This window comes from Saccharopolyspora dendranthemae, from assembly GCF_007829955.1.
GTDB classification, from domain to species: Bacteria; Actinomycetota; Actinomycetes; order Mycobacteriales; family Pseudonocardiaceae; genus Saccharopolyspora; species Saccharopolyspora dendranthemae.
Map to the genome: position 1 here is coordinate 1,141,548 of NZ_VIWX01000001.1, position 24,962 is coordinate 1,166,509.

A 24,962-nucleotide genomic window follows, 5' to 3' on the forward strand; every position below is an offset into this window, starting at 1 on the left:
GCGATGCCTAGAATTCCGGAGAGAGCATCAAGCGCACCGACACGCCCTTGACGATGTGATCGATGAGCTCGAGATCGACTCGACGACTTGAGCGCAGGCGTCCGGAACGCGAACTCCCCCAGTCGATCTCACACCAACCCGGGTTTTGATGGGCAGGTCATGGACGACGAAACCGAAGCGGTCATCGCCGCAGAGCTGCGCCTGCTGGAACCGGAGACGCGACGCAACGGCGACGCGGTGCGGGAGTTGCTGCATCCCGACTTCCGCGAGTTCGGCCAATCCGGCCGGACCTGGGACCGGGACTCCGTGGTCGACGCGATCAGCGACAGCACCGAACCCATCCGGGCCGAGGGAATCCGGTCCACCCGACTCGGGCCCGACACCATCCTCCTCACCTACACCGCTCATCGCTCCGGCTCCGCGTCGCTGCGCACCTCGATCTGGGTGCGCAGCGACCAGACCTGGCTCATGCTGCACTCGCACGGCACGACGACCGCGCCGAGCCACGACTGAGCACCTCCGGCAGGCCGGTCGCTGGAAAACCGTCCCCCGGCTCAGGCGGCGCCGAGCAGGACCACCGAGTTGTGGCCTCCCATGCCGAGGGAGGACTTGACCGTGATGCCGCCGCGCATCGGGGTCGGCCCGTCGATCAGGCGCGGGTGCCCTGGCGCGACTCGCGGTGCGGCCGGCAGGACGCCCCGGTCGTAGGCGAGGGCGGAGGCCGCGAGCTCCACCGCGGAGGCCGCGCCCTGGCAGTGGCCGACCAGCGGCTTGACCGAGAACAGCTCGGCCTCGGCCGGGAAGAGGTCGTCGAACACCGAGGACTCCGCGCGATCGCACTGCCGGGTGCCCGGCCCGTGCGCGTTGAGGTAGCGCAGCTGCGACGCGTCGACACCGGCGTTGTCGAAGGCCTCCTCGAAGCAGCGCGTGATGTCGGTCAGGCTCGGGTCGATCGAGGTGACGTGGTGCGCGTCGTGCGACATCGCACCGCCGAGCAGGTGGGCGTAGGAATCGCCGCCGCCCTGACGGGACAGGACCATCGCGACCGACGCCTCGCCCATCGAGAAGCCCCGGCTGCCTTCCTGGAACGGCCTGCAGACCTCGGTGGGTTCGGCGTCGCTGAACGCGACTCCGAGCCGCTCGAAGTGCAGCACGTTCTCCGCGGTCGCGGACACGTCGGTGGCCACGAAGACCACGTCGTCGACGATTCCCGCGTCCAGCCACGCCTTCGCGGTCAGCAGTCCCGCGTTGCCCGAGGAGCACATCGCCGAGACGTTCATCGCCGGACCGTGGAACCCGAACTCCTGCATCAGCAACGACATCGGCGTCGACGGCATCAGCCGCAGGTACTCGCGCTTGGAGACGTCGCCTCCGTTTTCGCGGTAGAAGTCCCGCCACAGCTCCACTTCGCCGAGCACGACCGCGTGCAGCAGACCGACCCGGCGTCCTTCGCGCCACCCGCGCGCTCGGGCGTCGCTCACCGCCTCGCGGGCCGCACCTCGCATCGCGCGGCCGAACCTGCTCGGCCCGTCGGATTCCTCGCCGCCGTGGGGCACCTGGGCCACCCACGCGTGCTGGTCCGCTCCCTCTCCGTAGCCGTCGACCAGTGAAGCCGCGTGCTTTCCGCTGAGCAGCCCGTCCCAGAACGGCTCGACTCCCCAGCCGTAGCCGGTCACGACTCCCAGACCCCGCACGCCTAAGTGGGACTCCATTTCGATCACCTCGAACGCACCATCAGCCCTGTTCAGGGCACGAATCCTGTCGCCGGTGGGATCGCGGTGATCAGGCGGTGCGCTACACGTACGCCGCCCGGCGGGGAGCCGAATCACAGGTGCGTTCACCCGTGCGGCGGCACACGTGACGGACTGTCGCAGAACGGTTTCGGTGCGTGCGGAGAGGTCGGACGTGCGCGGCCGGAGCCTTCAGCCGCCGCCTGCCCATGGCGTCCGGCACGGTCACTCCGGGCGGTTGTGGACGGGAATCTCGATCTTCGTCTGCCGACCCTTGGTGAGGTAGAACAAGATGTACTGCCGCACGGCCTCGTCGACCGCCCACGCGGCCTCGGGAACCGCGGGCAGCGGGATCAGCCCCTCGCGGAACTTCACCAGCAGCGGCCAGACCTCGGGAATCAGCTCGTCCCACACGGGTTCCCGCGGGATCCCGTCCCACTCGGCCACCTGCTCGCCGACCAGGTAGCGCGCGAGCGCGTTGCACAGCGGACGGCTGATGCTCGCCGGGCTGGTCTGCTCGGCGAGCTGGCCGAGCAGGACGTCCGTGAGCTTCACGCCCTCCGGCGTCGGACCCGTGTTGCGCGCCATGACCTGGTCCGACTGCGCGTGGGCGCTCTCCCAGGAGGCCGGGATGTACTCGTCGGCGATGCCGAGCACGTGCGCGGTGACCTGCCAGAGGTGCAGGTACGCCTCGGCTTCGTCGTCGGTGATCGGCACCTCCCACTCGCGCATCGTGCGCATCGCGAAGGTCGGCAGCGTGTGCCAGGTGACCAGCATGTCCTCCTGGCTGATCGGGATCTCCTCGTCGGTGGCGGCCTGCCAGTGCGGCGACTGCGGGAGGAGGTGCCGCACCGCGGCGTGCACCAGCCGGGTCTTGACGCACTCGACGACGCACGAACCGTCGGGCCGGTAGGCGTTGAGCGAGCCGACCGCGAAGCCGAACGCGCTCGTCTTGGCGACCCGGTCCTCCATGTCGGCGCCGCCCGCCGAGTAGTAGACCGACTGGGCTTCCTTCGGGATGGCGGTGGCCAGGATCCCGCCGCCCGGACCGTTGCACAGGTTCAGGTAGATCCCGCGGCTCTTGTTGAACTCCGCGGCGAGTTCGAGCTTGTCGGGATCGGCCCACGACGGCATCTGCCGCGCCTGCTCCATGAAATCGCGCAGGTCCGGGGGAAGCCCGTCGGGCAGCGGCTGATCGTTGCGCTCCCAGTCCCACAGCAGCTCGTTGACCTGCGGGATCACTCCGCGCTCGAAGAGCGAGGCGAGCAGCCGATCGGCCTGCTCGTCCCACACCCAGTTCGGGTCGGCACCGGCGCCGCTGCCGGCCACCGACCCGCTCGGCGACCAGGTCCACCCGATCAACGACCGCGCCTGCGCCGGGGACGCCGCGACGAGCGCGCCGAGCGCACCCAGGGCACCGCCCGAGATGAGCGCCCGACGCCTGCTCATTCCCACCATTTCGGTGTTCTCCTCTCGAAGATCGCTGTGTCCGTGGCGGACTCAGGACGGACGGTTGATGATCGGGATCTCGATGCTGATCGGCTGCCCGTCGTTCAGGTAGATCAGCACGACCTTGCGCAGGAACTCGTCGAACAGGAAGTAGGTCTCCTGCGATCCGGGGAAGTGGAGCCCGGTTTCGCGCGCGATGATGAACGGCCGCCACAGGGTTTCCAGCAGCGGACTCCAGACCGGTTCCCTGGGGATCGAGAGCCATTCGGCGATCTCGTCGCCGAGCGTGTACCGGGTGAACGCGCCGAGGACGGGCTTGCTCAACAGCGCGCCGTCGATCTCGGCACCGAGGTTGAGCAGGATGTCCGCGAGGTCCACGCCCTCGGGCGTGGGGGCCAGCGCGGGGGTCAGCACCTGCGCGGCCTGGCTGTTGGCCTCGTCCCAGGAAGCCGGGATGTACTCGTCGCTGACGCCGAGCATGTGCCCGGTCACCTGCCAGGAGTGCAGGTAGGCATCCGAATCCTCCTGTGCCACCGGCACTTCCCACTCGGTGAGCTTCTGCCGAACGGTCGTGGCGAGGCTGTGCCAGGTGACCATGATGTCGGCCTGGCTGATCGGGATGTCCTCCGGCGCGGCCTCGTCCCAGTGCGGCGACTGAGGCAGCAGGTGTCGCACTGCGGCGTGCACCAGGCGGGTTTTCACGCAGGTGACGCCCATCTCGCCGTGGGGGTCGTAGGCGTTGCGGGTGCCGATGTCGTAGCCGAGCTTGGCGGTCTTGGCGATGCGGTCCTTCATGTCCGCGCCGCCGTAGGAGTGGTAGACCGCCCGTGCCTCCTTGGGGATGACCGTGCTCATCATGCCGCTGGCCATGCCGTAGAGGACGCCGAGGTAGAGGCCGCGTCGTTCGTTGAAGTCGTAGGCCTGGCCGAGCTTGTCGAAGTCCGTCCACGCGGGGACCTGGCGGGCGCGCTCGATGAAGTCGCGCAGGTCCTTGGGAAGACCGTCGGGCAGCTGCTGGCCGTTCTTGGTCCAGCTGCGCAGCAATTCGTTGACGCGGGGCACCTCGCCCCGCTCGAAGAGGCCCTTCACCACGGGGTCGGCTTCTTCATCCCACAACCAGCGCGGGTCGACACCCGCGCCGCTGCCGGCCACCGAACCCTGCGGCGACCAGGTCCACACCCTGTGCGCGTGGGCCGGTCCCGCGAATCCCAGAGCGCCCAGCGCGCTCAGTGTTCCGCCGGAGAGCAACGCTTTTCGCCTGCTGAGTTCGTCCATGCTTCGCACTCCTCCTTGAGCTACGAGCAACCTGATTGATACTCTGATACGCGATGTGCTTCCTCGTATCAGGACAGCACAGCGCGAGGCGAAACACCAGCCCCTCCCGCACCGAGAAGAGGCGATCCGTGGATCCCGCACTGCCCGACCTGATCGCGCGCGACGAGAACTCGAAAACGTTGCTGGAGCGTGCTTTCTCCGATGCCGTGGAGTCCGTCGACGACAACGACGGGACCACCGCGCGCGTGCTCGACGCGGCCTACGAGCAGTTCTGCCGCATGGGCATCCGGCGGTCGACGATGGAGGACGTCGCCAAGCGAGCGGGGGTCTCGCGGATCACGGTCTACCGCCGGTTCGCGAACAAGGACACCCTCGTCGAGCACGTGGTCCGGCGCGAGTTCCGCCGCTACTTCGACCAGTTCCTCCTCGACATCAGGAAGGCGAAAACCCTCGCCGAGCGGCTGGAACTGGGATTCGCCAGCTCACTGCGCACGATTCGGCGGAACCCGCTGATCGGCGGCCTGATGGACACCGAGCCCGACGTCGTGGTCCCGTCGATGATCAGCGACGGCGGCCGCACCATGGCCACGGTCAGCCGGTTCCTCGCCGAGCGGCTGCGGATCGAACAACGCGCCGGCCACGTCTCGAAGGACGTCGACGTGCACCTGGTCGCCGAGATGATGGTCCGGGTCTCCACGTCGTTCCTGCTCACCCCGAGCGACCTCGTCGACCTCGATGACGAGCAGCAGATCCGGCACATCGCCCGCCGGTTCCTGCTACCGATGCTCGACCCGTCCAGCCCGTCGGGCTGAGAGAACCCGGTGACCGACGTACGCTCCAGGGCGTGCTGGTGTACACGATGAACGTGTCCGCGGACGGCTTCATCGCCGATCGCGAGGGAGCCTTCGCGTGGAGCGAGCCCAGCGAGGAGCAGTTCCGGCGCCACCTCGCGGAGACGCGCGAGCTCGGCGGATTCCTCTGCGGCCGCAAGCTTTACGAAACCATGCTGGTGTGGGAGACCGATCCCGCGATGCGCTCCGACGAGCTCGGCGCCGCGTTCGCCGATGCCTGGGGCGCGCTGACGAAGGTCGTCTTCAGCCGCACCCTCGACGCCGTTCAAGGCAACGCCCGCCTGGCGGAGGGAACGCTGCAGGGGGAGGTTGCCACGACCGCCGGCTCGACCGTCGCGATCGGCGGCGCCGGGCTGGCCGCAGCAGCGATCGAACTCGACCTCGTCGACGAGTTCCACCTCTTCCGGCACCCGATCTTCGTCGGCGGCGGCACCCCGTACCTGCCCCCGGTCACCGAGGACAGGCACCTGCGTCTGCTCGAGACCACCACCTTCCAAGGCGTGATCTACGAGAGCTACGCACGAGCCCGCTGACCCCCTGACGGGCGGGAAATCGTCGGCTCAGCGGCCTACATTCGTCGCATGCCCGTGCACACGACCACCTCTGTCGTTCTCCGGTGATCAACACTTCGGCGAGGGACGGCCCCGCGACTGTTCACCACCCGCTGGGGCCACCCCTTCTGCCGATCTACGTCCTGCTGAACTGGCCGTGGAAGTGGTGCGGGATGTGGTGCGGTACGGCTGCGCGGGCGAGCGGCCGCAGCGTCTCGGCGTCGAGGATCAGCAGGGTGGAGTGCCCGCCTCGGGTGTCGAGCGCGACGGACAGCAGGACCCCGTCGTCCTCCCGAGTGGCCTCCGGGTTGCTGACGAAGACCGGTTCGCCCGGGTACTGGCCCGGTTCGTGCCAGGTGCGTGATGACCCGTCCGCGGTGTCGAGCCGGACGATCTCGTCGATCCAGCCGTGGCGGGTGCCGGTTCCCCAGACGTAGCGATGGGGCTGTCGAGCGCGCCGACCGTTGATACGTGGCAGCTCGATCGTGGCGTCACCGATCTGCTCGGAACTGGCACCGTTCTCGGTCAGCCGCAGGCGTTTCAGGTACGAGCGCTGGAGGTGCCGCGCGTCGTCGCGCATGGCCTCGTGGATCCGGTCGAGGTAGAGGTCCTGGATGATCCGCGCGTCCGGGTAGGCGCACAGGTCCACCACGACGTCGGAGCCGTCCTCGTAGGCGTTGACGTGGTGGAACGCGAAGAACGGTTCGAGCGAGTAGCGCGCTCCGACCTCACCGCTCCGCCGGTCGACCAGGGTGACCCGGGTGCCGCGCTCCGGTTCCCAGCGGTAGTTCTCGATGAACGGCTTGCCGGAGAGCACCATCGCCGAAGGTTCCACGACGAGCGGGAATTCGACGAGCACGAACCAGTTCTCGGTCATCCCGAACGAGTGCATGTACGACGGATGCCGGACCGGAATCGAGGAGAGGACCTCGATTCCGGATTCATCGACGCGGTAGAAGCGGTACGAGCTGCGCGGCCCGAGCTTTGCCGCGTAGTTGAGCATCGCGCCGGACTCGTAGTGCGGATGCGCGGTGGTGATCTGCCCCGGCGCGCGGTACGGGACGCCTGCGGTGTCCAGCGTGCGCTGGTCGAACTCGACCGGGATGGAACTCTCCGTCAGCGCGACGAATCGCTCGCCGAGTTGGGCGATGTTGACGTTGGCGTTGTCGGTGGAGGCGCCCGAGAAGACGGACTGGATGCGCTGGAAGATCGACCGGCACGGGTCGGTGGCGAACTGGCCGTAGGCGAGCTTCCCGGCCTTCGTGGCGGAGCGGTAGGTCTGGCTGTCGAGGTACTTGTTCGCGTAGGAGACCGTGCCGTCCGCGACGGTGAAGCTGTGCAGCATCGCCAGCCCGTCGAACCAGTGGCGCAGAGCCGTGCTGCCCACGTCCCACGTAGCAGGCCCTGTGCGCAGCAGGTTTCCGGAGAGCCACGAGGGGATCTCACCCTCGATGGGCAGTTCGTCAACGGTGATCTCGTCGTCGAGCGCGGTGAGTCCGAGCTCGGCAGTGGTATGAGCGGTAACCATGTCGTTCACCTCGAATGATTCGAGTCGAATGGTTCGTTCCGTACGATTCGGAAGGTACGGTAGGGTCTTCGGCATGTCAACGGTTCGCCTCACGAACGCGTCGTACGTGGTGCTGGGATTGATCGAGGCGTTCCAACCCGCCACCGCCTACGACCTCAAGCGGGCGGCCGGGCAGAGCGTCGTCAACTTCTGGGCGCTGCCGCACACGCAGCTCTACAGCGAAACCTCACGCCTGGCCGAAGCAGGACTCCTGCACGAGGACCGAGAGGAATCGGGACGCCGCCGACGCAGCTACACGCTCAGCGACGAGGGGAAGGCCGAGCTGAACCGCTGGCGGGCCGAACCGGTGACGAGCCTCTACGAGGTCCACGACCAGGCCACGCTCAAGCTGTTCTTCGGCGCCGACCCCGAGACCCTGGCGGCCGACCAGATCGCGCTGCACGAGGAGAAGCTGCGCGAGTACGAGGAAACCCGCGCGAGCCTGGACGCGGACACCCCGCGCGGCATCATCCTGGCTCTGGAAATGGGCATGGGTCTCGAACGCCACTTCCTCGACTTCTGGCGCACAACGGTGAAGCAGACGAAGTGACCCCGATGCTGGCGGGCCCAGCCACTCACCGGCCGGGTTCCCGCTCGGCGAGGATCTGGTGGCGGAGCTGTTCTTCGAAGCCGATGACCTGCTCGACCCGAAAACCGTTCGTCAAGAAGTGAAGGAGGCGCGCATGAGTCCCGGCGTGGTGGTCGTCATCGGTGTCGGCGGGATGGGGCAGAGCATCGCCCGGAGGCAGGGCGCGGGCCGGAAGGTGGTGCTCGCCGACTTCGACGAGGACCTGCTGTCCACTGCGGCGGAAGCGCTGCGCGGCGAGGGGTACGACGTCGCCCCGCACCACGTCGACGTCTCCTCGCGCACGTCGGTGACAGCTCTCGCCGAAGCCGCGGCGAGCCTCGGCCCCGTCGCCGAGATCGTCCACACCGCGGGTCTCTCCCCCGTTCAAGCACCGCCTGCCGCGATCCTGGCAGTGGATCTGGTGGGCGTCGCCCTCGTCCTGGAGGTGTTCGGCGGAGTCGTCGCACCCGGTGGGGCGGGTGTGGTCATCGCCAGCATGGCCGGCCACGGCCTGGCTCCGCTGGACCCCGAGCAGGAGCGAGCCCTGGCCCTCACCCCCGCTGACGAACTGCTCGACCTCGCCTTCCTCGACCGGTACCCCGGCCCGGGGAGCTACGGACTCGCCAAGCGCGGCAACCAGCTGCGCGTCCAGGCCGCCAGCGCGGAGTGGGGCGACCGCGGAGCCCGGATCAACTCCCTCAGCCCCGGCATCATCTCCACCCCGATGGGACAGCAGGAGCTGGCCGGCGAATCCGGCGCCGGCATGCGCGCGATGATCGACGCTTCCGCGGTCAAGCGGCTGGGCACACCGGCCGACATCGCCGACGCGGTGGCCTTCCTGCTCGGCCCCGCTGCTTCCTTCATCAGCGGAACGGACCTGCTGGTCGACGGTGGCGTCATCGCGGCCGCGCGGTCCGGCCGCGTGAACCCGACCCGCTGACCACGACGAACGCGCCCGCCGGCACGGGAACGCCATGCCGTGAGCAGGCCGCGCGGTTGGTGTCCGGACTCGCGCGATGGTCGGAGGCGCACGTGACAGGCGTGCTGGCGTCGCGGGAGGAGTACGACAACCGAACCTGAGGCGACGCCGGCTCTTTCACGTCTCGATGAGTTCCGCCAGCAGCGCTCCGGCGCGCAGCAGGGCGAGCCCGCGCTGCCCGATCGCGAGCAGCCGCGCGTCCAGGGCGGCGAGCGAACCGCTCACGTCGCGCAGCTCGCGGATCGCCCCGATCGCCTCGCGCACCTCCGGGACCCGGTAGCCGCCGGCCCGCAGCGCCGCGGTGATCCGCGCTTCCCTGATCGCGACCAGGCCGTAGCGCCGGGCGGTTCCGACTCGGGTGGCGACCCGGTCCGGCGCGACCAGGGCTTCGCCCTCCCAGAAGCGCAGGGCGGAGGACTTGACCCCCAACGCCTGCGAGAGCTCCGTGATCGTCATCGAGTCCGCTTCGACGGGCTCGGCGTCAACCCGTTCCTCGGCCTCGATGGCTTCCAGAGCCCGACGAGCGGCCATCGCCTGTCCGCGTTCCTGGTTGAGACCGGCGTGCAACGAGGAGATCAGCGCGACCCCGATCTCCGGTGCGCAGCGGCGGATCTCGCGCATCGCGCGCCGGGCTTCGACCGGCCCCACCGCGTGGGCGAGGTCGCGGTAGGCGCGAAGGGCGCGCACGTGGGCCTCGGAGAACCGGCGGTACCCGTTGTCCGCCCGGTCGGCCTCCGGTATGACGCCTCGTCCTTCGAGGTCGCGCACCTGCTGGAGGGAGTAGCAGGACGCGGCTGCGACCGCTGCGGTACTCAGCGCCACGAACCCTCGGAGGTGGGGGTGGGGAAGTTTTCATGAAAACTTCCCCACCCCCACGCACGGAAACCGACGTCGTCTTCGGCCACCCCACCTACCGCGCGCTCGGCTGGGTGTCGATCACCAACCCGGGCCCGACCACGCACGACCTGGCACTCCGGCTCCTCCGCCAAGCCCACCAGAACGCCATCCGCCGCTCACAACGCAGACCCCCCCGCTGAACCCCAACCCCTCGATCGCTGCCGCGGCCCGGACCCTCCACCTCGCCAATTCCCAGTTTTAGTCCAAACCGAGGGCCCTTCGTGCCCTGGGGTTCCCCCGTGGGTCTGGACACCCTGATTCTGGGCCTGCGGGTCTGGGGAGGAGTGTCTTTTGGTGACGCGGAGGAAGTCGAAGTTTCGGGAGGAGTTCAAGCGGGACGCGGTGGCGTTGGTGGCTGATTCGGGGCGCAGTGTGAATCACGTGGCCCGGGAGCTGGGACTCAACGCCGAGACGTTGCGGGTGTGGGTTAGAAAGGCCCGCATGGACACCGAGGAGCCCGATACGGGCCAGGAGCCGGGCGTGGTGCAACCCAGCGAGGCAGCGAAGGATGTGGAGCTCGCTGAGCTGCGGAAACGGGTGGCCGAGCTGGAAGAGGAACGCGAGATTCTGCGCACGGCAGCCGCGTATTTCGCCAAGGAGATGGGTCGATGACCCTCCGCTACCGGTTCATCTCCGCCCATTCCGGCCGGTGGGCCATCCAGCGGATCTGCACTGTCCTGGGACTCTGGCGGTCGGGCTATTATGCCTGGTTGAAGGCTGAATCGGCCCGGCAATCCAAGGTCGGTGAGGATGAGGCCTTGGTGGCGGAGATCCGCGAGATCCACCACCAACACCACGGCGCTTACGGGGCGCCGAGGATCACGATGGAACTGCGCTCGCGGGGCCGGCTGGTCAACCACAAACGGGTGGAACGGTTGATGGCCGAGCACGGCATCGTGGGCCGTCACCAGCGGAAATACCAGCGCACCACCCGGCCCGACGCTCAAGCGGCCCCGGCACCGGATTTGGTGGGCCGGGAATTCACCGCCACCCGGCTGGATGAGAAGTGGTGCGGCGACATCACTTACCTGCCGTTGGGGCGCGGGTATCTGTATTTGGCCACGGTGATCGACATGTCCTCGCGCAGGCTCGTGGGCTGGTCACTGGCCGATCACATGACCGCCGGGCTGGTCTGCGACGCACTCGAATCCGCCATCGCTACCCGAGGTGGGCGGGTCGACGGGGTGGTGTTCCACAGCGACCGCGGCCGGCAATACACCAGCGCCGAATTCGGACATCTCTGCGACCAACACGGCATCCAACGGTCGATGGGCAGGGTCGGATCCAGCTACGACAACGCCCTGGCCGAATCGTTCTTCGCGACCCTCAAACGCGAACTACTCGCCCCCGGCCGATCGTTCTGGCGCACCGAAACCCAAGCACGACAAGACATATTCCGGTGGATCGCCTACTACAACCACCACCGCAGACACTCCGCCCTCGGCCACCACAGCCCCATCCACCACGAACAACACACCACGACCACTACAGTCGATCTACACGCCGCATAAAAACCCGGTGTCCACCCCCACGGGGGAACCCCAGCCCGAAATGTCCACTCAGTTTGGACTAAAACTGGGGGTGGCCGAGGGCGTTGGGGCGACCCGCATAATTGCCGGGTGACCGAGCCACCCGAGACTCCCGGACGTCGGCCTCGACATCAGCAGCCGGGACAGCGCGCGTGGCAGCCGCCGCCTCCGCAGCAGCCCGTCAACAGGCCACCCCAGCCGCCCCAGAACCAGCCGGGCAGCGACGACCAGCCCGCCCAGGGCGGTCGGCCGCCCCGGCAGGCGCCGCCGCAGCGGCCGGACCCGCAGCGCACCCGACCGCCGCGTCCGCATCCCCCTCGCCCGCAGGACGCTCCCCCGCAGGCGGAGAACGTCCCCCCGAGGCCGGAGGAGCCGACTTCCCACCGGCGCCGACGCCGCGACGAACCCGCAGGTCACGGCCACGGCCACGGGCACGGCCCGGCCGCCCCGGCGTCGCAGCCGGTCAAGCGGCTGCTGGCGTTCCTGCTGATCCCGTTCGCGGTGGCCGCGGTCGTCGGGATCCTCGTGCTCTACCCGTGGGGCCACGACCAGAAGAGCGGCGCCGACCTCGGTTTCGGGCAATCCCCGGTCAACGGCGAGGTCATCTCGGCCGGCGCCACCTCGTGCAGCGAGGGCGAGGCCGGGCAGGGTTGCGTCAAGCTCGCCGTGAAGATGCAGGACGGCCCGCGGCCGAACCAGACCATCGAGCAGGTCGTGCCCACCGATCCGGGCAGCCCGCGCTTCGCCGTCGGCGACCGGGTGGTGCTCTCCTACGCCGGTGAGTACCCGGACGAGCCCACGTCCTTCCAGGTCGTGGACTTCCAGCGCGGCACGCCGCTGATCGTGCTGGCGCTGGTGTTCGCCGCCGCCGTGCTCGTGCTCGGACGCTGGCAGGGCCTGGCCGCGCTGGTCGGCCTCGGGTTGAGCCTGGTGATGCTGGTCGGGTTCGTGCTGCCCGCCATCCTCGCCGGCGAGGACCCGCTGCTGGTGGCGGTGGTCGGCGCCGGACTGATCATGTTCGTCGTGCTGTACCTGACCCACGGGTTCTCGGCGCGAACCTCGACGGCCGTGCTCGGCACGCTGCTGAGCCTCGCGCTCATCGGTGGGCTCAGCGCGGCCTTCTCCGCCGCGACGAACCTGACCGGGCTGGACGAGAACACCTCCAGCCTGATCGGGGCGCTGGGCACACCCATCGACGCGCGCGGACTCCTGCTGGCCGGGATCGTCATCGGGGCGCTCGGCGTCCTCGACGACGTCACCGTCACCCAGACCAGCGCCGTGTGGGAGCTGCGCGCGGCCAACCCGGCGCTGTCCTGGCGACAGCTCTACGGTGCCGGGCTGCGCATCGGTCGCGACCACGTGTCGTCGGCGGTCAACACCCTGGTGCTCGCCTACGCGGGCGCGGCGTTGCCGATGCTGCTGGCCTACACCCTCTCCGGCCGGACCTTCGGCGAGATCATCAGCTCGGAAGCCGTCGCGCAGGAGGTCGTGCGCACCCTCGTCGGCAGCGTCGGCCTGGTGGCGGCAGTGCCGATCACCACGGCCATCGCGGCGCTGGTGGCGGTTCGGGAACCCGCCGATCGGGCGGACGAGCAGGGTGCCGAACGGGCGAAGAAGCAGCGACGACCGGGTAAACCAGGCCTGGGTTAGGGCTGCGCGGCGAGGCCGACCTGCCGCAGACTGACGGACATGCCCACGCCGTTATCGGATTTCGGCAGCGTCCTGACCGTCCCAGGTCGTCTGCTCGGCGGTCTGACGTCGCTCGGCGGAGCAGCGCTCCGCGAGGCGGCGGCCGTGCTCGCCGCGATCCACGCCCTGCCGCGCCTGGTGGTCGCGCTGGAGCAGCTCGGCCCGCTGGCCGACACCCTCGGCGACACGCGCGACGCGCTGCAGGAGCTCGCCGAGGGCAAGGACCAGCTCGGCCCGGCTTCCGACCAGCTGCGAGTCCTGCACGAACAGGTCGTTCAGCTCGCCTGCGACCTCCGCGTCCTGGAACCGGACGTCGAAGCCCTCACCAAGACCACGGCCCAGCTCGACCAAACGGCCCGCCTGCTCATCGAGGCCCTCAACCGAGCCTGAACGTCACCTCACCGAGCGGGGCGGATTCGAACTTCGCGCGAAACTCGAATCCTCCAGGCTCAGAGGGTCGCGACGAACTTCGCGACGGCTTCGGACTGGAGGCGTTGCGCCATGCGGCCCTGCGGGGCCAGGGACGCGAGCTGGTAGAGCGGGCGGTTGGGCGGCGCTTCGCCGCGAGCCTCCGCGCGCAGCTGCGCCACGACGAGCTGGGAGAGCACCAGGGCGCGGGTGTCGGAGTTGCCCGCCAGCGCGTCGGCCAGCCGGCGCAGGGCGTAGACGTCGAGCTCGCGACCACCGGTCCCGGCGTACATGGCCAGCGACACGCTGATCGCCTTGCCCTTGGGCGCACCACCGACGAGGACGTTGATGGTGCGGGCACCGCGCAGGTCGGTGACGAACAGCTCGAGCTTCGTCGCCTCGTGCACGTCGACCGCGCGGCTGCCCAGCGCACGGGCCACGATCTCGTGCCCGCGGAGCGTGATGGTCTTGCGCGACTCGGTCCAGGCCAGCAGCAGCAGCGGCACCGCGACGATCACCAGCGTGGTCACGAACCCGACCGGCCCGGCGAACAGGCTGACGACACCGCCGAACGCGGCGGCCACGATGACCGCCGCGATCGCCACGTTGCGGGCCCTGACCCGCACGGTGCGCCGATCCAGCAGATCGAGCTGCACCGCCTCAACCTCGCTCATCTGTCCTCCGCGACCGCCGCGCGCACCTCGTCGACCAGCGAGTCCAGCGGCACCGCGCGCTGCTCACCGGTGGTCAGGTCCTTGAGCTGCGCGCTCCCGGACTCCAGGTCGCGCTCGCCCAGCACCACCGCGAAGCGCGCGCCCGAGCGGTCGGCGGACTTCATCGCGCCCTTGAGACCCTTGCCGCCGTAGGCGAGGTCGACCCGGACGCCGTGCCCGCGCAGCCTGCCCGCGGCCGCCACCAGCTTGCCCTTGGCGATCTCCCCCATCGGCACGAAGTACACGTCGCAGCGCGCCTGGTCACCGACTGCCAGGCCCTCGGCCTGGCACGCCAGCAGAGTGCGGTCGACGCCGAGGCCGAAGCCGATGCCCGACAGCTCCTGGCCGCCCAGCTCGGCCATCAGGCCGTCGTAGCGGCCACCGCCGCCGATGCCGGACTGCGCGCCGAGCCCGTCGTGCACGAACTCGAAGGTCGTCTTGGTGTAGTAGTCGAGGCCGCGCACCAGGCGCGGGTTCTCCACGAACTCCACGCCCAGGTCCACCAGGTGCGCCTTGACGGCCTCGTAGTGCTCCTTGGCCTCGGCCGAGAGGTGGTCGACCATCAGCGGCGCGTCGGCGACCAGCTCGCGGACCTCCGGGCGCTTGTCGTCGAGCACCCGCAGCGGGTTGAGCTCGGCGCGGCGCTGAGTGTCCTCGTCGAGCGGGAGCCCGCGCAGGAACTCCTGCAGCTTGGCGCGGTAGGCCGGACGGCAGGTCTCGTCGCCGAGCGAGGTCAGCTCGATGCGGTGCCCGGTCAGTCCGAGGCGCCGGTAGCCCTCGTCGGCGATCGCGATGACCTCGGCGTCCAGCGCCGGGTCGTCCACCCCGATGGCTTCCACCCCGACCTGCTGCAGCTGCCGGTAGCGGCCGGCCTGCGGGCGCTCGTAGCGGAAGAACGGGCCGTTGTAGTACAGCTTCACCGGCAGCTGGCCGCGGTCGAGGCTGTTCTCGATGACCGACCGGATGACGCCTGCCGTCCCCTCCGGGCGCAGCGTCACCGACCGTCCGCCGCGATCGGCGAAGGTGTACATCTCCTTGCTGACCACGTCGGTCGACTCGCCCACACCGCGGGCGAACAGCGACGTGTCCTCGAACAGCGGCAGCTCGATGTAGCCGTAACCGGCCCGGCGAGCCGCATCGGCCAAGGTCTCGCGGACGGCGAGGAAGCCCGCCGACTCCGGCGGGAAGTACTCCGGGATGCCCTTGGGGGCGTTGAACGTGCTCATCTGATGTGGGTTCAGTCCTCGTCAGTGGGCGTCGGAAGCGGGCAGTTCCTGCAGGAACGGGTTGCCCGCGCGCTCGCGCCCGATGGTGGTGGTGGGTCCGTGGCCCGGCAGCACGACGGTCTCGTCGTCCAGCGGCAGCACCTTGGTGCTCAGCGACTCGAGCATCTCGCCGTGGTCTCCGCCGGGCAGGTCGGTGCGCCCGATGGCGCCGGCGAAGAGGGTGTCGCCGGACAGCAGCAGCCGTCCGCCCTCCTCGGTGCCGACGCCGAACAGCACCGACCCGCCGGTATGGCCAGGGCTGTGCGTGACGTCGAAGCGCAGACCCGCCAGTTCCAGCACGTCGCCGTCGGCGATCTCGCGGACCTCGGCCGGCTCCTCGGCGCTCATCCCGTCGCCGAACAGCTGGCGGCCCGCAGGCCCCAGCGCCGCGCCCGGGTCGGCGAGCATGAACCGGTCGGTCGGGTGGACGTGGGCGGCGACGTCGTGCTCGGCGCAGATCGGCGCGGCCGAGAGCACGTGGTCGAAGTGCCCGTGCGTCAGGAGCACCGCCGCGGGCGTGAGCCGGTGCTTGGTCAGCTGCTCGGCCAGCGGCTCGACGGCGTCCTGACCCGGGTCGACGATCACGCAGGCGTCGTCTTCACCACGAGCGAGCACGTAGCAGTTCGCCTGCAGCGGTCCTACCGGGAACCCGAGGACAAGCACGTCAGAAGGGCCTTTCGTCGAGGATTGACCACCCCAGGTTATCGTCCGCCGCCGACCCGCCCGCGCACACCGGCGCGGGCTCTCAGGAAGCGGTCCCGAGGCACCTCATAAACTCCGCTGCACAACATCAGATCATGAAGTGCGGGGAGGGGAGCAAGTGCCCAGCAACGAGCAGCGTCGTCAGACGGCCAAACGGAAGCTCGAACGTCAGATGCATCGCCGTGAGGAGCAGGCCAAGCGACGCCGGGTGATCACCATCGGCGCGACGATCGTCGTGGTCATCGCGATCGTGGTCGGGGTCTTCTACTTCAGCCGGAGCGGCAGCGCGCCCGCGGCCCAGGAGCAGCAGCCACCTCAGCCGCAGGTCAACATCCCGACCGAGATGGCACCGCCGCCGGCCCGTCCCACCCCGCTGGCCGACCCCGTCTCGTGCGAATACCGGCCGGACGGCCAGGCGAGCAAGCCGGTGGACCCGCCCGCCAACGGCGAGGTGTCGTCGAAGGGCACCGTGCAGGCCACCATCGAGACCAACCAGGGCCCCATCCCGCTGACCCTGGACCGCTCGCTGGCCCCCTGCACCGTGAACAGCTTCGTCAACCTGGCGCAGAAGTCGTTCTACGAGGGCACGAACTGCCACCGGATCAGCACCGAGGGCCTGCAGATGCTGCAGTGCGGTGACCCGACCGGGAAGGGCTCCGGCGGTCCCGGCTACGCCTTCGACGACGAGACGTTCCCGGAGCTCAAGTACGGCCGCGGCTACCTGGCGATGGCGAACTCGGGCCCGAACACCAACGGGAGCCAGTTCTTCATGGTCTTCGGCGACGCGCAGCTCTCGCCGGACTACACCGTCTTCGGCACGATCTCGCCGGAGGGCCTGAAGGTCATCGACGACGTGGCCCGCGCGGGCCACGACGGCGCCTTCGACTCCTCCGCCGGTGGCGGCCACCCGCACAAGCAGGTCACCTTCAACAAGATCAACGTCCAGGCCTGACCTGCCGCAGCACCAACAGAAGGGCACCGTTCCGCCCGGAACGGTGCCCTTCTCACGTCCTCACCCAGGATCAGGTGGCCGAGGTGACCCGGTAGACGTCGTAGACGCCCTCGATGTTGCGGACCGCCTTGAGCACGTGGCCGAGGTGCTTGGGGTCGCCCATCTCGAAGGAGAAGCGGCTGACCGCGACCCGGTCCTTCGACGTCGTCACCGATGCGGAGAGGATGTTGACCCGCTCGTCGGCGAGGACCTTGGTGACGTCGGAGAGCAGGCGGTGCCGGTCCAGCGCCTCGACCTGGATGGCGACCAGGAACACCGAGGACGAGGACGGCGCCCAGTGCACCTCCACCAGGCGCTCCGGCGTCTTGCGGAGGTCGTCGGCGTTGGTGCAGTCCGTGCGGTGCACGCTGACCCAGCCGCCGCGGGTGACGAAGCCCAGGATCTCGTCGCCGGGAACCGGGGTGCAGCAGCGGGCGAGCTTCGCCCACACGTCGCCCGCGTCCTTGACGACCACGCCGGAATCACCGCTGCTGCGCCGCTTTCCGCCACCCTCCAAGGTGGACGGCGTGGAGCGCTCGGCGATCTGGTCGGCGGCCTGCTCGGGCCCGCCGATGTGCTGCACCAGCTGCTGAACGAGGTGCTGCGCGGAGAGCTGCTTCTCCCCCACCGCGGCGTAGAGCGCGGTGACGTCGACGTAGTGCAGCTCGCGGGCGACGTTACCCAGCGCTTCGGCCGAGACCAGCCGCTGCACCGGAAGACCGAGCCGCCGGATCTCCTTGGTGATCAGCTCCTTGCCGGTCTCGATGGCCTCTTCGCGGCGCTCCTTGGCGAACCACTGCTTGATCTTGGCCTTCGCGCGCGGCGAGGCGACGAACGACAACCAGTCGCGGCTCGGCCCGGACCCCTCCGCCTTGGAGGTGAAGATCTCGACGACCTCGCCGTTCTCCAGCTTGCGCTCCAGCGCCACCAGCCTGCCGTTGACCCGGGAGCCGATGCAGCGGTGCCCGACCTCGGTGTGCACCGCGTAGGCGAAGTCCACCGGCGTCGAACCCGACGGCAGCGTGATCACGTCACCCTTGGGCGTGAACACGAAGATCTCGCGGGTGGCCAGGTCGTAGCGCAGCGACTCCAGGAACTCACCCGGGTCCGCGGCTTCGCGCTGCCAGTCCAGCAGCTGCCGCATCCAGGCCATCTCGTCGACCTCGACGCCGCCGCCGCTGTTGCGCCCCTTGGTCTCCTTGTAGCGCCAGTGCGCGGCGATGCCGTACTCGGCGGTGCGGTGCATCTCCTGGGTGCGGATCTGCACCTCGAGGGGCTTGCCCTCGGGACCGATGACCGTGGTGTGCAGCGACTGGTAGACGCCGAAGCGGGGCTGGGCGATGTAGTCCTTGAAACGGCCCGGCATCGGCTGCCACAGCGCGTGCACCACGCCCATCGCCGCGTAGCAGTCGCGGATCTCGTCGACCAGGATCCGCACGCCGACCAGGTCGTGGATGTCGTCGAAGTCGCGGCCCCGGACGATCATCTTCTGGTGGATCGAGTAGTAGTGCTTCGGCCGTCCCTCGACCTTCGCGCCCAGCCGCGCGGCGTCCAGCTGCGTGGACAGCTCGTCGGTCACGGTGCGCAGGTAGGTGTCGCGCGAAGGCGCGCGGTTGGCGACCAGGCGCACGATCTCGTCGTACTTCTTGGGCTGCAGGATGGCGAAGGCCAGGTCCTCCAGCTCCCACTTGATCGTGGCCATCCCGAGCCGGTGGGCCAGCGGCGCGAGGACCTCGAGGGTCTCGCGAGCCTTGCGGGCCTGCTTCTCCGGCGGCAGGAAGCGCATGGTGCGCATGTTGTGCAGCCGGTCCGACAGCTTGATCACCAGCACCCGGGGGTCCCGGGCCATCGCGATGATCATCTTGCGGATCGTCTCGGCCTCCGCCGCGGCACCGAGCTTGACCTTGTCCAGCTTGGTGACGCCGTCGACCAGGTGCGCGACCTCGTCACCGAAGTCCGCGCCCAGCCGCTCCAGCGAGTAGTCGGTGTCCTCGACGGTGTCGTGCAGCAGCCCGGCGACCAGCGTCGTGGTGTCCATGCCGAGCTCGGCCAGGATCGTGGCCACGGCCAGCGGGTGGGTGATGTAGGGATCGCCCGACTTCCGCTTCTGGCTGCGGTGCTTCTCCTCGGCGACGTCGTAGGCGCGTTGCAGCAGCGTCAGATCGGCCTGCGGATGCAGCTCGCGGTGGACCACGGCCAACGGTTCCAGGACCTGTTTGACCTGGGCTGCGCGTTGCGCCGTGATCCTCCTGGCCAGTCTGGCGCGGACTCGGCGCGTGGCCGAGGTCGCACGCGGCTCGGCAACCGGATCGGTTGCCGAGGCAGGAGAATCAACGTGGTGGCTCACCGCACGCTCCCGGGCTCAGGCGTTGCTTAGTCCCAGGTCCGGGGGACCCGGACACTGAGAATAACGCCGACGGGTCAACGACCCATCCCTGGTGTGGTGGTTGATACGTCCAACGGTCACCTTCTGCAGCCGAGACGACCTCGGGAGTTCGGCCGAACCGATCACCGACGGTTGTCACGCTGCCGACCGTGACGGTCCCGAGTGCCACTCCCGCCGCTCACGAGCGCAGCAGAGCGCGGACGTGCTCGTCGACGATCTTGTCCCGGCCACCCAGGGCGACCAGCTCCATCACCACGGTCGCCGCGGTCACCTCGGCACCCGCTTGGCGGATCAGCCGGCACGCGGCCCCCAAGGTGCCGCCCGTGGCGAGCACGTCGTCGACCACCAGCACCCGCTGCCCGGTGCTCAGCGTGTCATCGGGCAGCTCCAGGGTCGCGCGGCCGTACTCCAGGTCGTAGGAGATGCGGTCGGCCACCTCCGGCAGCTTGCCGGGCTTGCGCAGACCGATGACGCCGGTCCCGAAGGCATGGGCGACGGCGGCGCCGAGCAGGAAGCCGCGAGCCTCCACCCCGGCGACGACGTCGAACTCCAGTCCCCTGCCCAGTGCGTCGGTGATCGCGCGCAGCGCGGCCGGATCGGCCAGCATCGGGCTGATGTCGCGGAAGAGCACGCCCGGCTCCGGGAAGTCGGGGACCTCCCGGATCAGCCGGATCGCGCTCTTGAGGGCGACGTCGTCGCCGTCCACCACTTCAACGGCGGTGACTTCCTCGGGCATCAGCGACGACGCTTCCCGCTCGGACGCGACGACTTGCCCGCCGGGCGCGCGGCGGACTGCTGCCGACCGTTCGAACCGGCCGCGACCGGCTTCTTCGGCTCCTCCGGGACCTCCTCGCCCGCCTCGCGGGCGGCGGTCTTGGCCCGGCGCTGCTCGACCTTCTTGGCGTGCGAGCGGTACTTCGACTCGCGCATCTTGAAGTCCACCAGCAGCGGTGTGGCCAGGAAGATCGAGGACAGGACGCCGGCGATCATGCCGACCAGCTGCACCAGCGCCAGGTCGCGCAGCACGCCGACGCCGAGCAGCCCGGCACCGACCACGAGCAGGCCGATCACCGGCAGCAGTGCCACGATCGAGGTGTTGATCGAGCGCATCAGCGTCTGGTTGACCGCGAGGTTCGCCGCCTCCGGATAGGTGCGGCGGGTCATGCTCAGCAGGCCCCGGGTGTTCTCCTTGACCTTGTCGAAGACCACCACGGTGTCGTACAGCGAGAACCCGAGGATCGTCAGCAGACCGATCACGGTGCTGGGCGTGACCTCGAAGCCCACCAGCGAGTAGATGCCCGCGGTGATCACGACGTCGTGCAGCAGCGCGATCAGCGCCGCCACCGCCATCCACTTCTCGAAGTAGAACGCCAGGAAGATCGTCACCAGCACCAGGAACACGCCCAGCGCGAGCAGCGCCTGGCTGGTGATCTCCCCGCCCCAGGTGCCGGAGACCGCGCTGTCGCTGATCACCTGCTGGCTGGGCTGACCGCCCGCGCCGAGCGGCTGGGTGCCTTCGAAGATCTTCTGCTTGACCTCGATGACCTGATCCACCGTCAGCGACGAGGACCGGACCTGGATGCTCTGGTTCGCACCGGCGCCGACGACCTGAACGGTCTCGGCCGGGTGCCCCATCGCCTCGCTGAACGCGGACTGCACCTGATCGGTCTGGATCGGGCCCTGGGCGCCGACCGCGGGCATGGAGATCTTGGTGCCGCCCTCGAAGTCGATGCCGAGGTTGAAGCCCTTGAACCCCATCGCGCCGATGCACACCAGAAGCAGCAGGCCGAACGCGATGTACCAGCGGGTGCGCTTGCCGACGATGTCGAAAGCACCGGTACCGGTGTAGAGCCGGTGGAAGACGCTCTCGCGCTCCTGGGCCCCTTCGGTGGCGGGAGTCGTCACCTTCACGCCTCCTTGGAGGTGGTCGCGGCGGCCTTGCGCGCGGCGCGGTTCCGGTTGCCGAGGCGCTGCACGGCGCCCAGCCCGGAGACCGACGGCTTGGACAGGAACTTGTTCTTCGAGGCCAGCGCCACCAGCGGGTGGGTGACCAGGAAGACCACCACGAGGTCGAGCACCGTGGACATGCCGAGGGTGAACGCGAAGCCCTTCACCTGGCCGACGGCCAGCACGTAGAGCACCGCGGCGGCGAGGAAGCTGACCGCGTCGGCGGACAGGATCGTGCGCCGCGCCCGGACCCACGCCCGGGGCACCGACGACCGGAAGGTCCGGCCCTCCCGGATCTCGTCCTTGAGTCTCTCGAAGAACACGATGAACGAGTCAGCGGTGATGCCGATGGCCACGATGAACCCGGCAACACCGGCCAGGTCCAGGGTGAAGCCGATCCACCTCCCGAGCAGCACCAGCACCCCGTAGACCACGCCACCGGAGAGGATCAGCGACAGCACGGTCAGGATGCCCAGCAGCCGGTAGTAGGCCAGGCAGTACACGGCCACCAGCAGCAGGCCGATGCCACCGGCGATCAGGCCCGCTTCCAGCGAGGCGATGCCGAGCGTCGCCGACACCGTCTCGGCCTCGGACTGGTCGAAGGCCAGCGGCAGCGAGCCGTACTTGAGGATGTTGGCCAGGTCCGTGGCGGACTGCTGGTTGAACTGACCGGTGATCCGAGCGTTGCCACCGGGCAGCGGCTGATTGATCGACGGCGCGGAGACGACCTCGCTGTCGAGCACGAACGCGGCCTGCTGGCCGACGTTGGCGGAGGTGAAGGCCGACCAGACCTTGGCGCCCTCGGACTTGAAGTTGAGGTTGACCGCCCAGCCCGAACCGCTTTGCTGGTCCGGCGGCTGGGCCATGGAGTCGGAGATCTCCTTGCCCTCCAGGAACACCGGCTCGAGGAGGTACTTCGCCGTGCCCTCCCGGTCGCAGGCGACCAGCGGGAGCGTCGGGTCGTCGTTGCCGCGCAGCGGGTCCTCGGCCTTGCAGTCCAGCGCCTGGGCGGCCTGCATCTGCACGTTCGGGTCCGTGCTCTGGCGGGTCGCCTTCGCGGCCTCGATCGCCTGCTGCGAATCGCCCGGCGGCTGCGCCTGCTGCGGGGTCGTCGGAGCCGGCGGCTGCGTGGCCGGGAGCTGCTGGACGACCTTGCGGAAGCTCAGCTCCGCGGTCTGGCCCAGCTGCTTCGCCTCTTCACCGCCCTCACCGGGGACCGTGATGACCAGGTTCGACCCGTCGAGGGCGACCTCGGAGCCACCGATGCCCATGCCGTTGACGCGGGTCTCGATGATCTGGCGCGCCTGGTTCAGCGATTCCTTGCTGGGAGGCTGCCCGTCCGGAGTTCGCGCGGTGAGGGTGACCCGCGTTCCTCCCTGCAGGTCGATGCCCAGTTTGGGATTGGGCTTGCCATCACCGGTGAGGAACACCAGTGCGTACAGCGCCATCACGATCAGCGCGAAGATCGCGAGATAACGCCCTGGGCGCAGCTGCCCGGCCGGAGGTGCCACGGTGCGTCGGTCTCCTGTTCAGGGTCTGTTCGGACGCGCGACCCGGCCGGAGCCGAGGACGCGAGCGACGAGCGGTTTCGCCCTCGACAACGTACCGCCGGTTGTACCGCGTTCCGCCGATCGATGCGATCTTGTGGCGATGTTCGCCACCTCCGCGCGCCACGTACGAATTTCCAGTCTCGCAGGCCCGGTGCCGACCACGACTACATGGGGTGGCCGAAACGCAGCGACGCGGGACCGGAGCGGCTCGGCTCCGGTGCCCGCGTCGCTGTGACGGCGTGTTATCCCCGGGCGGGTCGCCACCGCGCGGCGCCCGTCGGGGTCGACCAGGTGCGTCAGCTGGTCTTCTGCTTCTCGATCGGCTCGGCGACCTCGGCCTCGGTCTTGGTCTCCTCGGCCTGGGGCTCCTCGGCGGCCGAGGACTCGTCCTCGGTGGCCTCGGCCGTCTCGGCCTCGGTGTCGACCTTCTCGCGGACCGCCTGGCGCACCCAGGTGGTGGTCATGCCCGGGGCGATCTCGATGTCGATCGTGTCATCGCTGGTCGACACCACGGTGCCGAAGACACCCGAGGTGGTCATGACCCGGTCACCCGCGGCGATCGAGTTCTGCAGCTTCTGCTGCTCGGCCATCGCGCGCTTCTGCTTGCGGGCCTGCAGGAACAGCGGGACCGCCAGCAGGACGATCAGCAGCGGCAGGATCAAGGATTGGAGTTGCATCATGCTCCGTTCAGCGGGCGCACGACAGGACCAACCACGCAGTCCGCGCCCGGTTTGTTCGGATGTTCTAGCCCCCAGTCTGCCAGGTCAACGAAAGTGCCAGGTTGACGCGTGGCAGCCGGCTGGTCCGCCGCCACCGTAACGGCGGATTGTCACCATTCGGTCACTCCGCGAACAGCGAGGGCTGACCATCGCCCGGAGCGTTCTCCGGAGGCGTCATGCCCAGGTGGAACCACGCCGCGGCGGTGGCGACCCGGCCGCGCGGCGTGCGGGCCAGCATTCCGGCTCTGACCAGGTACGGCTCGCACACCTCCTCCACCGTGGTGGGCTCCTCGCCCACCGCCACGGCCAGCGTGGAGATGCCCACAGGACCGCCGTGGAACGATTTGATCAGCGCGCGCAGGACCGCCCTGTCGAGGCGGTCGAGGCCCATCTCGTCGACGTCGTAGACCTCCAGCGCGGCCCTGGCGACCTCGCGGGTCACCGCTCCGTCGGCGCGGACCTCGGCGTAGTCGCGGACCCGGCGCAGCAGCCGGTTGGCGATGCGCGGCGTCCCCCGGGAGCGGGCCGCGATCTCGGCAGCGCCGTCGTCGCGCAGGTCCACGCCCAGGATTCCGGCCGAGCGGCGCACCACCTGATCGAGTTCGTGCGCCGCGTAGAACTCCATGTGCGCGGTGAAGCCGAACCGGTCGCGCAGCGGGCCGGTCAGCGCACCGGACCTCGTGGTGGCCCCGACCAGCGTGAACGGCGCGATTTCGAGCGGGATGCTGGTCGCGCCCGGACCCTTGCCGACGACGATGTCGACGCGGAAGTCCTCCATCGCCAGGTAGAGCATCTCCTCGGCCGGGCGGGCGATCCGGTGGATCTCGTCGATGAACAGCACGTCGCCCTCGGTGAGGTTGGACAGCATCGCGGCGAGATCGCCCGGCTTCTCCAGCGCCGGGCCGGAGGTGACGCGGATGGCCGAGCCCAGCTCGGCGGCGATGATCATCGACAGGCTCGTCTTGCCCAGCCCTGGAGGGCCGGAGAACAGCACGTGGTCGGGCTGATCACCACGCCGCAGGGCGCCGTGCAGCACCAGTTCGAGCTGCTCGCGCACGCGCGCCTGACCGACGAACTCGCTGAGCTTGCGCGGGCGCAGCGACGTCTCGACGTCGCTCTCGCCCTGGTCCTCCTGCGGGGCGAGCGAGACCGCCTCAGCCGGGATCGACCAGTCCTCTTCCTCGTGCATCGGTCAC

General features: G+C 69.4%; 23 protein-coding genes and 1 pseudogene. 10 read left to right on the forward strand and 14 right to left on the reverse strand.

The window, feature by feature from the left end; all coding sequences use genetic code 11:
• Positions 1 to 159: 159 nt before the first annotated feature.
• Complete coding sequence (locus tag FHU35_RS05225; RefSeq protein ID WP_145737218.1) at positions 160 to 513, forward strand: nuclear transport factor 2 family protein; 354 nt, start codon at positions 160 to 162, stop codon at positions 511 to 513.
• Between the two features lie 41 nt (positions 514 to 554).
• Here FHU35_RS05225 and FHU35_RS05230 read toward each other — a convergent pair whose 3' ends face one another.
• The 3 genes from FHU35_RS05230 to FHU35_RS05240 all read right to left on the reverse strand — a co-directional run bounded on the left by FHU35_RS05230 (position 555) and on the right by FHU35_RS05240 (position 4,454).
• A complete protein-coding gene (locus FHU35_RS05230) occupies positions 555 to 1,712 on the reverse strand; it encodes a beta-ketoacyl synthase N-terminal-like domain-containing protein (RefSeq protein WP_145737219.1) in 1,158 nt (385 codons plus the stop codon).
• Positions 1,713 to 1,955: 243 nt separating this feature from the next.
• Positions 1,956 to 3,188, reverse strand: a complete 1,233-nt coding sequence (locus FHU35_RS05235; RefSeq protein ID WP_145737220.1) for an oxygenase MpaB family protein — start codon at positions 3,186 to 3,188, stop codon at positions 1,956 to 1,958.
• Between the two features lie 42 nt (positions 3,189 to 3,230).
• Complete coding sequence (locus FHU35_RS05240) at positions 3,231 to 4,454, reverse strand: oxygenase MpaB family protein (RefSeq protein ID WP_145737221.1); 1,224 nt, start codon at positions 4,452 to 4,454, stop codon at positions 3,231 to 3,233.
• A 128-nt stretch (positions 4,455 to 4,582) separates the two neighbouring features.
• Here FHU35_RS05240 and FHU35_RS05245 point away from each other — a divergent pair, with 128 nt between their 5' ends.
• Both FHU35_RS05245 and FHU35_RS05250 read left to right on the forward strand, forming a co-directional pair.
• Positions 4,583 to 5,266 carry a TetR/AcrR family transcriptional regulator gene (locus FHU35_RS05245; RefSeq protein WP_246110078.1) on the forward strand — a complete coding sequence of 228 codons (684 nt, stop codon included), beginning with the start codon at positions 4,583 to 4,585 and terminating at the stop codon, positions 5,264 to 5,266.
• A 32-nt stretch (positions 5,267 to 5,298) separates the two neighbouring features.
• Positions 5,299 to 5,838: a dihydrofolate reductase family protein gene (locus tag FHU35_RS05250; RefSeq protein ID WP_145737223.1), complete on the forward strand. Its 540-nt coding sequence runs from the start codon at positions 5,299 to 5,301 to the stop codon at positions 5,836 to 5,838.
• 154 nt (positions 5,839 to 5,992) lie between these two features.
• On the opposite strand, the gene FHU35_RS05255 is transcribed toward FHU35_RS05250, so the two are convergent.
• A complete protein-coding gene (locus FHU35_RS05255) occupies positions 5,993 to 7,384 on the reverse strand; it encodes a carotenoid oxygenase family protein (RefSeq protein WP_145737224.1) in 1,392 nt (463 codons plus the stop codon).
• Positions 7,385 to 7,457: 73 nt separating this feature from the next.
• Between FHU35_RS05255 and FHU35_RS05260 the strand changes: the two genes are divergently transcribed.
• Positions 7,458 to 7,973 carry a PadR family transcriptional regulator gene (locus tag FHU35_RS05260; RefSeq protein WP_186459263.1) on the forward strand — a complete coding sequence of 172 codons (516 nt, stop codon included), beginning with the start codon at positions 7,458 to 7,460 and terminating at the stop codon, positions 7,971 to 7,973.
• Positions 7,974 to 8,106: 133 nt separating this feature from the next.
• Positions 8,107 to 8,931, forward strand: a complete 825-nt coding sequence (locus FHU35_RS05265; protein WP_145737226.1) for an SDR family oxidoreductase — start codon at positions 8,107 to 8,109, stop codon at positions 8,929 to 8,931.
• Positions 8,932 to 9,087: 156 nt separating this feature from the next.
• On the opposite strand, the gene FHU35_RS05270 is transcribed toward FHU35_RS05265, so the two are convergent.
• Positions 9,088 to 9,792 (reverse strand): MerR family transcriptional regulator, encoded by a 705-nt coding sequence (locus tag FHU35_RS05270; RefSeq protein ID WP_222429276.1) that lies wholly within the window; start codon positions 9,790 to 9,792, stop codon positions 9,088 to 9,090.
• Between the two features lie 32 nt (positions 9,793 to 9,824).
• Here FHU35_RS05270 and FHU35_RS30380 point away from each other — a divergent pair, with 32 nt between their 5' ends.
• From FHU35_RS30380 to FHU35_RS05285, 4 genes and pseudogenes are all read left to right on the forward strand, one after another.
• Positions 9,825 to 10,007, forward strand: coding sequence for a DUF6194 family protein (locus tag FHU35_RS30380; protein ID WP_222429277.1), 183 nt, complete (start codon positions 9,825 to 9,827; stop codon positions 10,005 to 10,007).
• A 154-nt stretch (positions 10,008 to 10,161) separates the two neighbouring features.
• Positions 10,162 to 11,378: pseudogene (locus tag FHU35_RS05275) on the forward strand (IS3 family transposase).
• Positions 11,379 to 11,486: 108 nt separating this feature from the next.
• A complete protein-coding gene (locus FHU35_RS05280) occupies positions 11,487 to 13,046 on the forward strand; it encodes a YibE/F family protein (protein WP_186459264.1) in 1,560 nt (519 codons plus the stop codon).
• 39 nt (positions 13,047 to 13,085) lie between these two features.
• A complete protein-coding gene (locus FHU35_RS05285) occupies positions 13,086 to 13,475 on the forward strand; it encodes a hypothetical protein (protein WP_145737227.1) in 390 nt (129 codons plus the stop codon).
• A gap of 59 nt (positions 13,476 to 13,534) precedes the next feature.
• On the opposite strand, the gene FHU35_RS05290 is transcribed toward FHU35_RS05285, so the two are convergent.
• From FHU35_RS05290 to FHU35_RS05300, 3 genes are read right to left on the reverse strand one after another with little or no spacing between them, the layout of a single operon-like run.
• Positions 13,535 to 14,167 (reverse strand): hypothetical protein, encoded by a 633-nt coding sequence (locus FHU35_RS05290; protein ID WP_145737228.1) that lies wholly within the window; start codon positions 14,165 to 14,167, stop codon positions 13,535 to 13,537.
• Positions 14,164 to 15,432: a histidine--tRNA ligase gene (gene hisS / locus FHU35_RS05295; protein WP_145737229.1), complete on the reverse strand. Its 1,269-nt coding sequence runs from the start codon at positions 15,430 to 15,432 to the stop codon at positions 14,164 to 14,166. The genes FHU35_RS05290 and hisS overlap by 4 nt, the downstream gene beginning before the upstream one ends.
• A gap of 21 nt (positions 15,433 to 15,453) precedes the next feature.
• Positions 15,454 to 16,134 carry an MBL fold metallo-hydrolase gene (locus tag FHU35_RS05300; RefSeq protein ID WP_145737230.1) on the reverse strand — a complete coding sequence of 227 codons (681 nt, stop codon included), beginning with the start codon at positions 16,132 to 16,134 and terminating at the stop codon, positions 15,454 to 15,456.
• 157 nt (positions 16,135 to 16,291) lie between these two features.
• On the opposite strand from FHU35_RS05300, the gene FHU35_RS05305 reads away from it, so the two are divergent.
• Positions 16,292 to 17,125, forward strand: coding sequence for a peptidylprolyl isomerase (locus FHU35_RS05305; protein ID WP_145737231.1), 834 nt, complete (start codon positions 16,292 to 16,294; stop codon positions 17,123 to 17,125).
• 70 nt (positions 17,126 to 17,195) lie between these two features.
• Here FHU35_RS05305 and FHU35_RS05310 read toward each other — a convergent pair whose 3' ends face one another.
• The 6 genes from FHU35_RS05310 to ruvB form a co-directional block, all read right to left on the reverse strand.
• The gene (locus FHU35_RS05310; protein WP_145737232.1) at positions 17,196 to 19,511 is read right to left on the reverse strand and encodes a RelA/SpoT family protein; all 2,316 of its coding nucleotides are present in this window, start codon (positions 19,509 to 19,511) and stop codon (positions 17,196 to 17,198) included.
• Positions 19,512 to 19,728: 217 nt separating this feature from the next.
• Positions 19,729 to 20,286 carry an adenine phosphoribosyltransferase gene (locus tag FHU35_RS05315; RefSeq protein WP_145737233.1) on the reverse strand — a complete coding sequence of 186 codons (558 nt, stop codon included), beginning with the start codon at positions 20,284 to 20,286 and terminating at the stop codon, positions 19,729 to 19,731.
• On the reverse strand, positions 20,286 to 21,461 hold the full coding sequence (gene secF / locus FHU35_RS05320; protein ID WP_145737234.1) for a protein translocase subunit SecF: 1,176 nt from the start codon (positions 21,459 to 21,461) through the stop codon (positions 20,286 to 20,288). Before secF ends, FHU35_RS05315 begins: the two co-directional genes overlap by 1 nt.
• Complete coding sequence (gene secD, locus FHU35_RS05325) at positions 21,458 to 23,008, reverse strand: protein translocase subunit SecD (RefSeq protein ID WP_145737235.1); 1,551 nt, start codon at positions 23,006 to 23,008, stop codon at positions 21,458 to 21,460. Before secD ends, secF begins: the two co-directional genes overlap by 4 nt.
• Before the next feature lie 335 nt (positions 23,009 to 23,343).
• A complete protein-coding gene (gene yajC, locus FHU35_RS05330; protein WP_145737236.1) occupies positions 23,344 to 23,724 on the reverse strand; it encodes a preprotein translocase subunit YajC in 381 nt (126 codons plus the stop codon).
• Between the two features lie 163 nt (positions 23,725 to 23,887).
• Positions 23,888 to 24,955: a Holliday junction branch migration DNA helicase RuvB gene (gene ruvB, locus FHU35_RS05335; protein ID WP_145737237.1), complete on the reverse strand. Its 1,068-nt coding sequence runs from the start codon at positions 24,953 to 24,955 to the stop codon at positions 23,888 to 23,890.
• Positions 24,956 to 24,962: the final 7 nt, after the last annotated feature.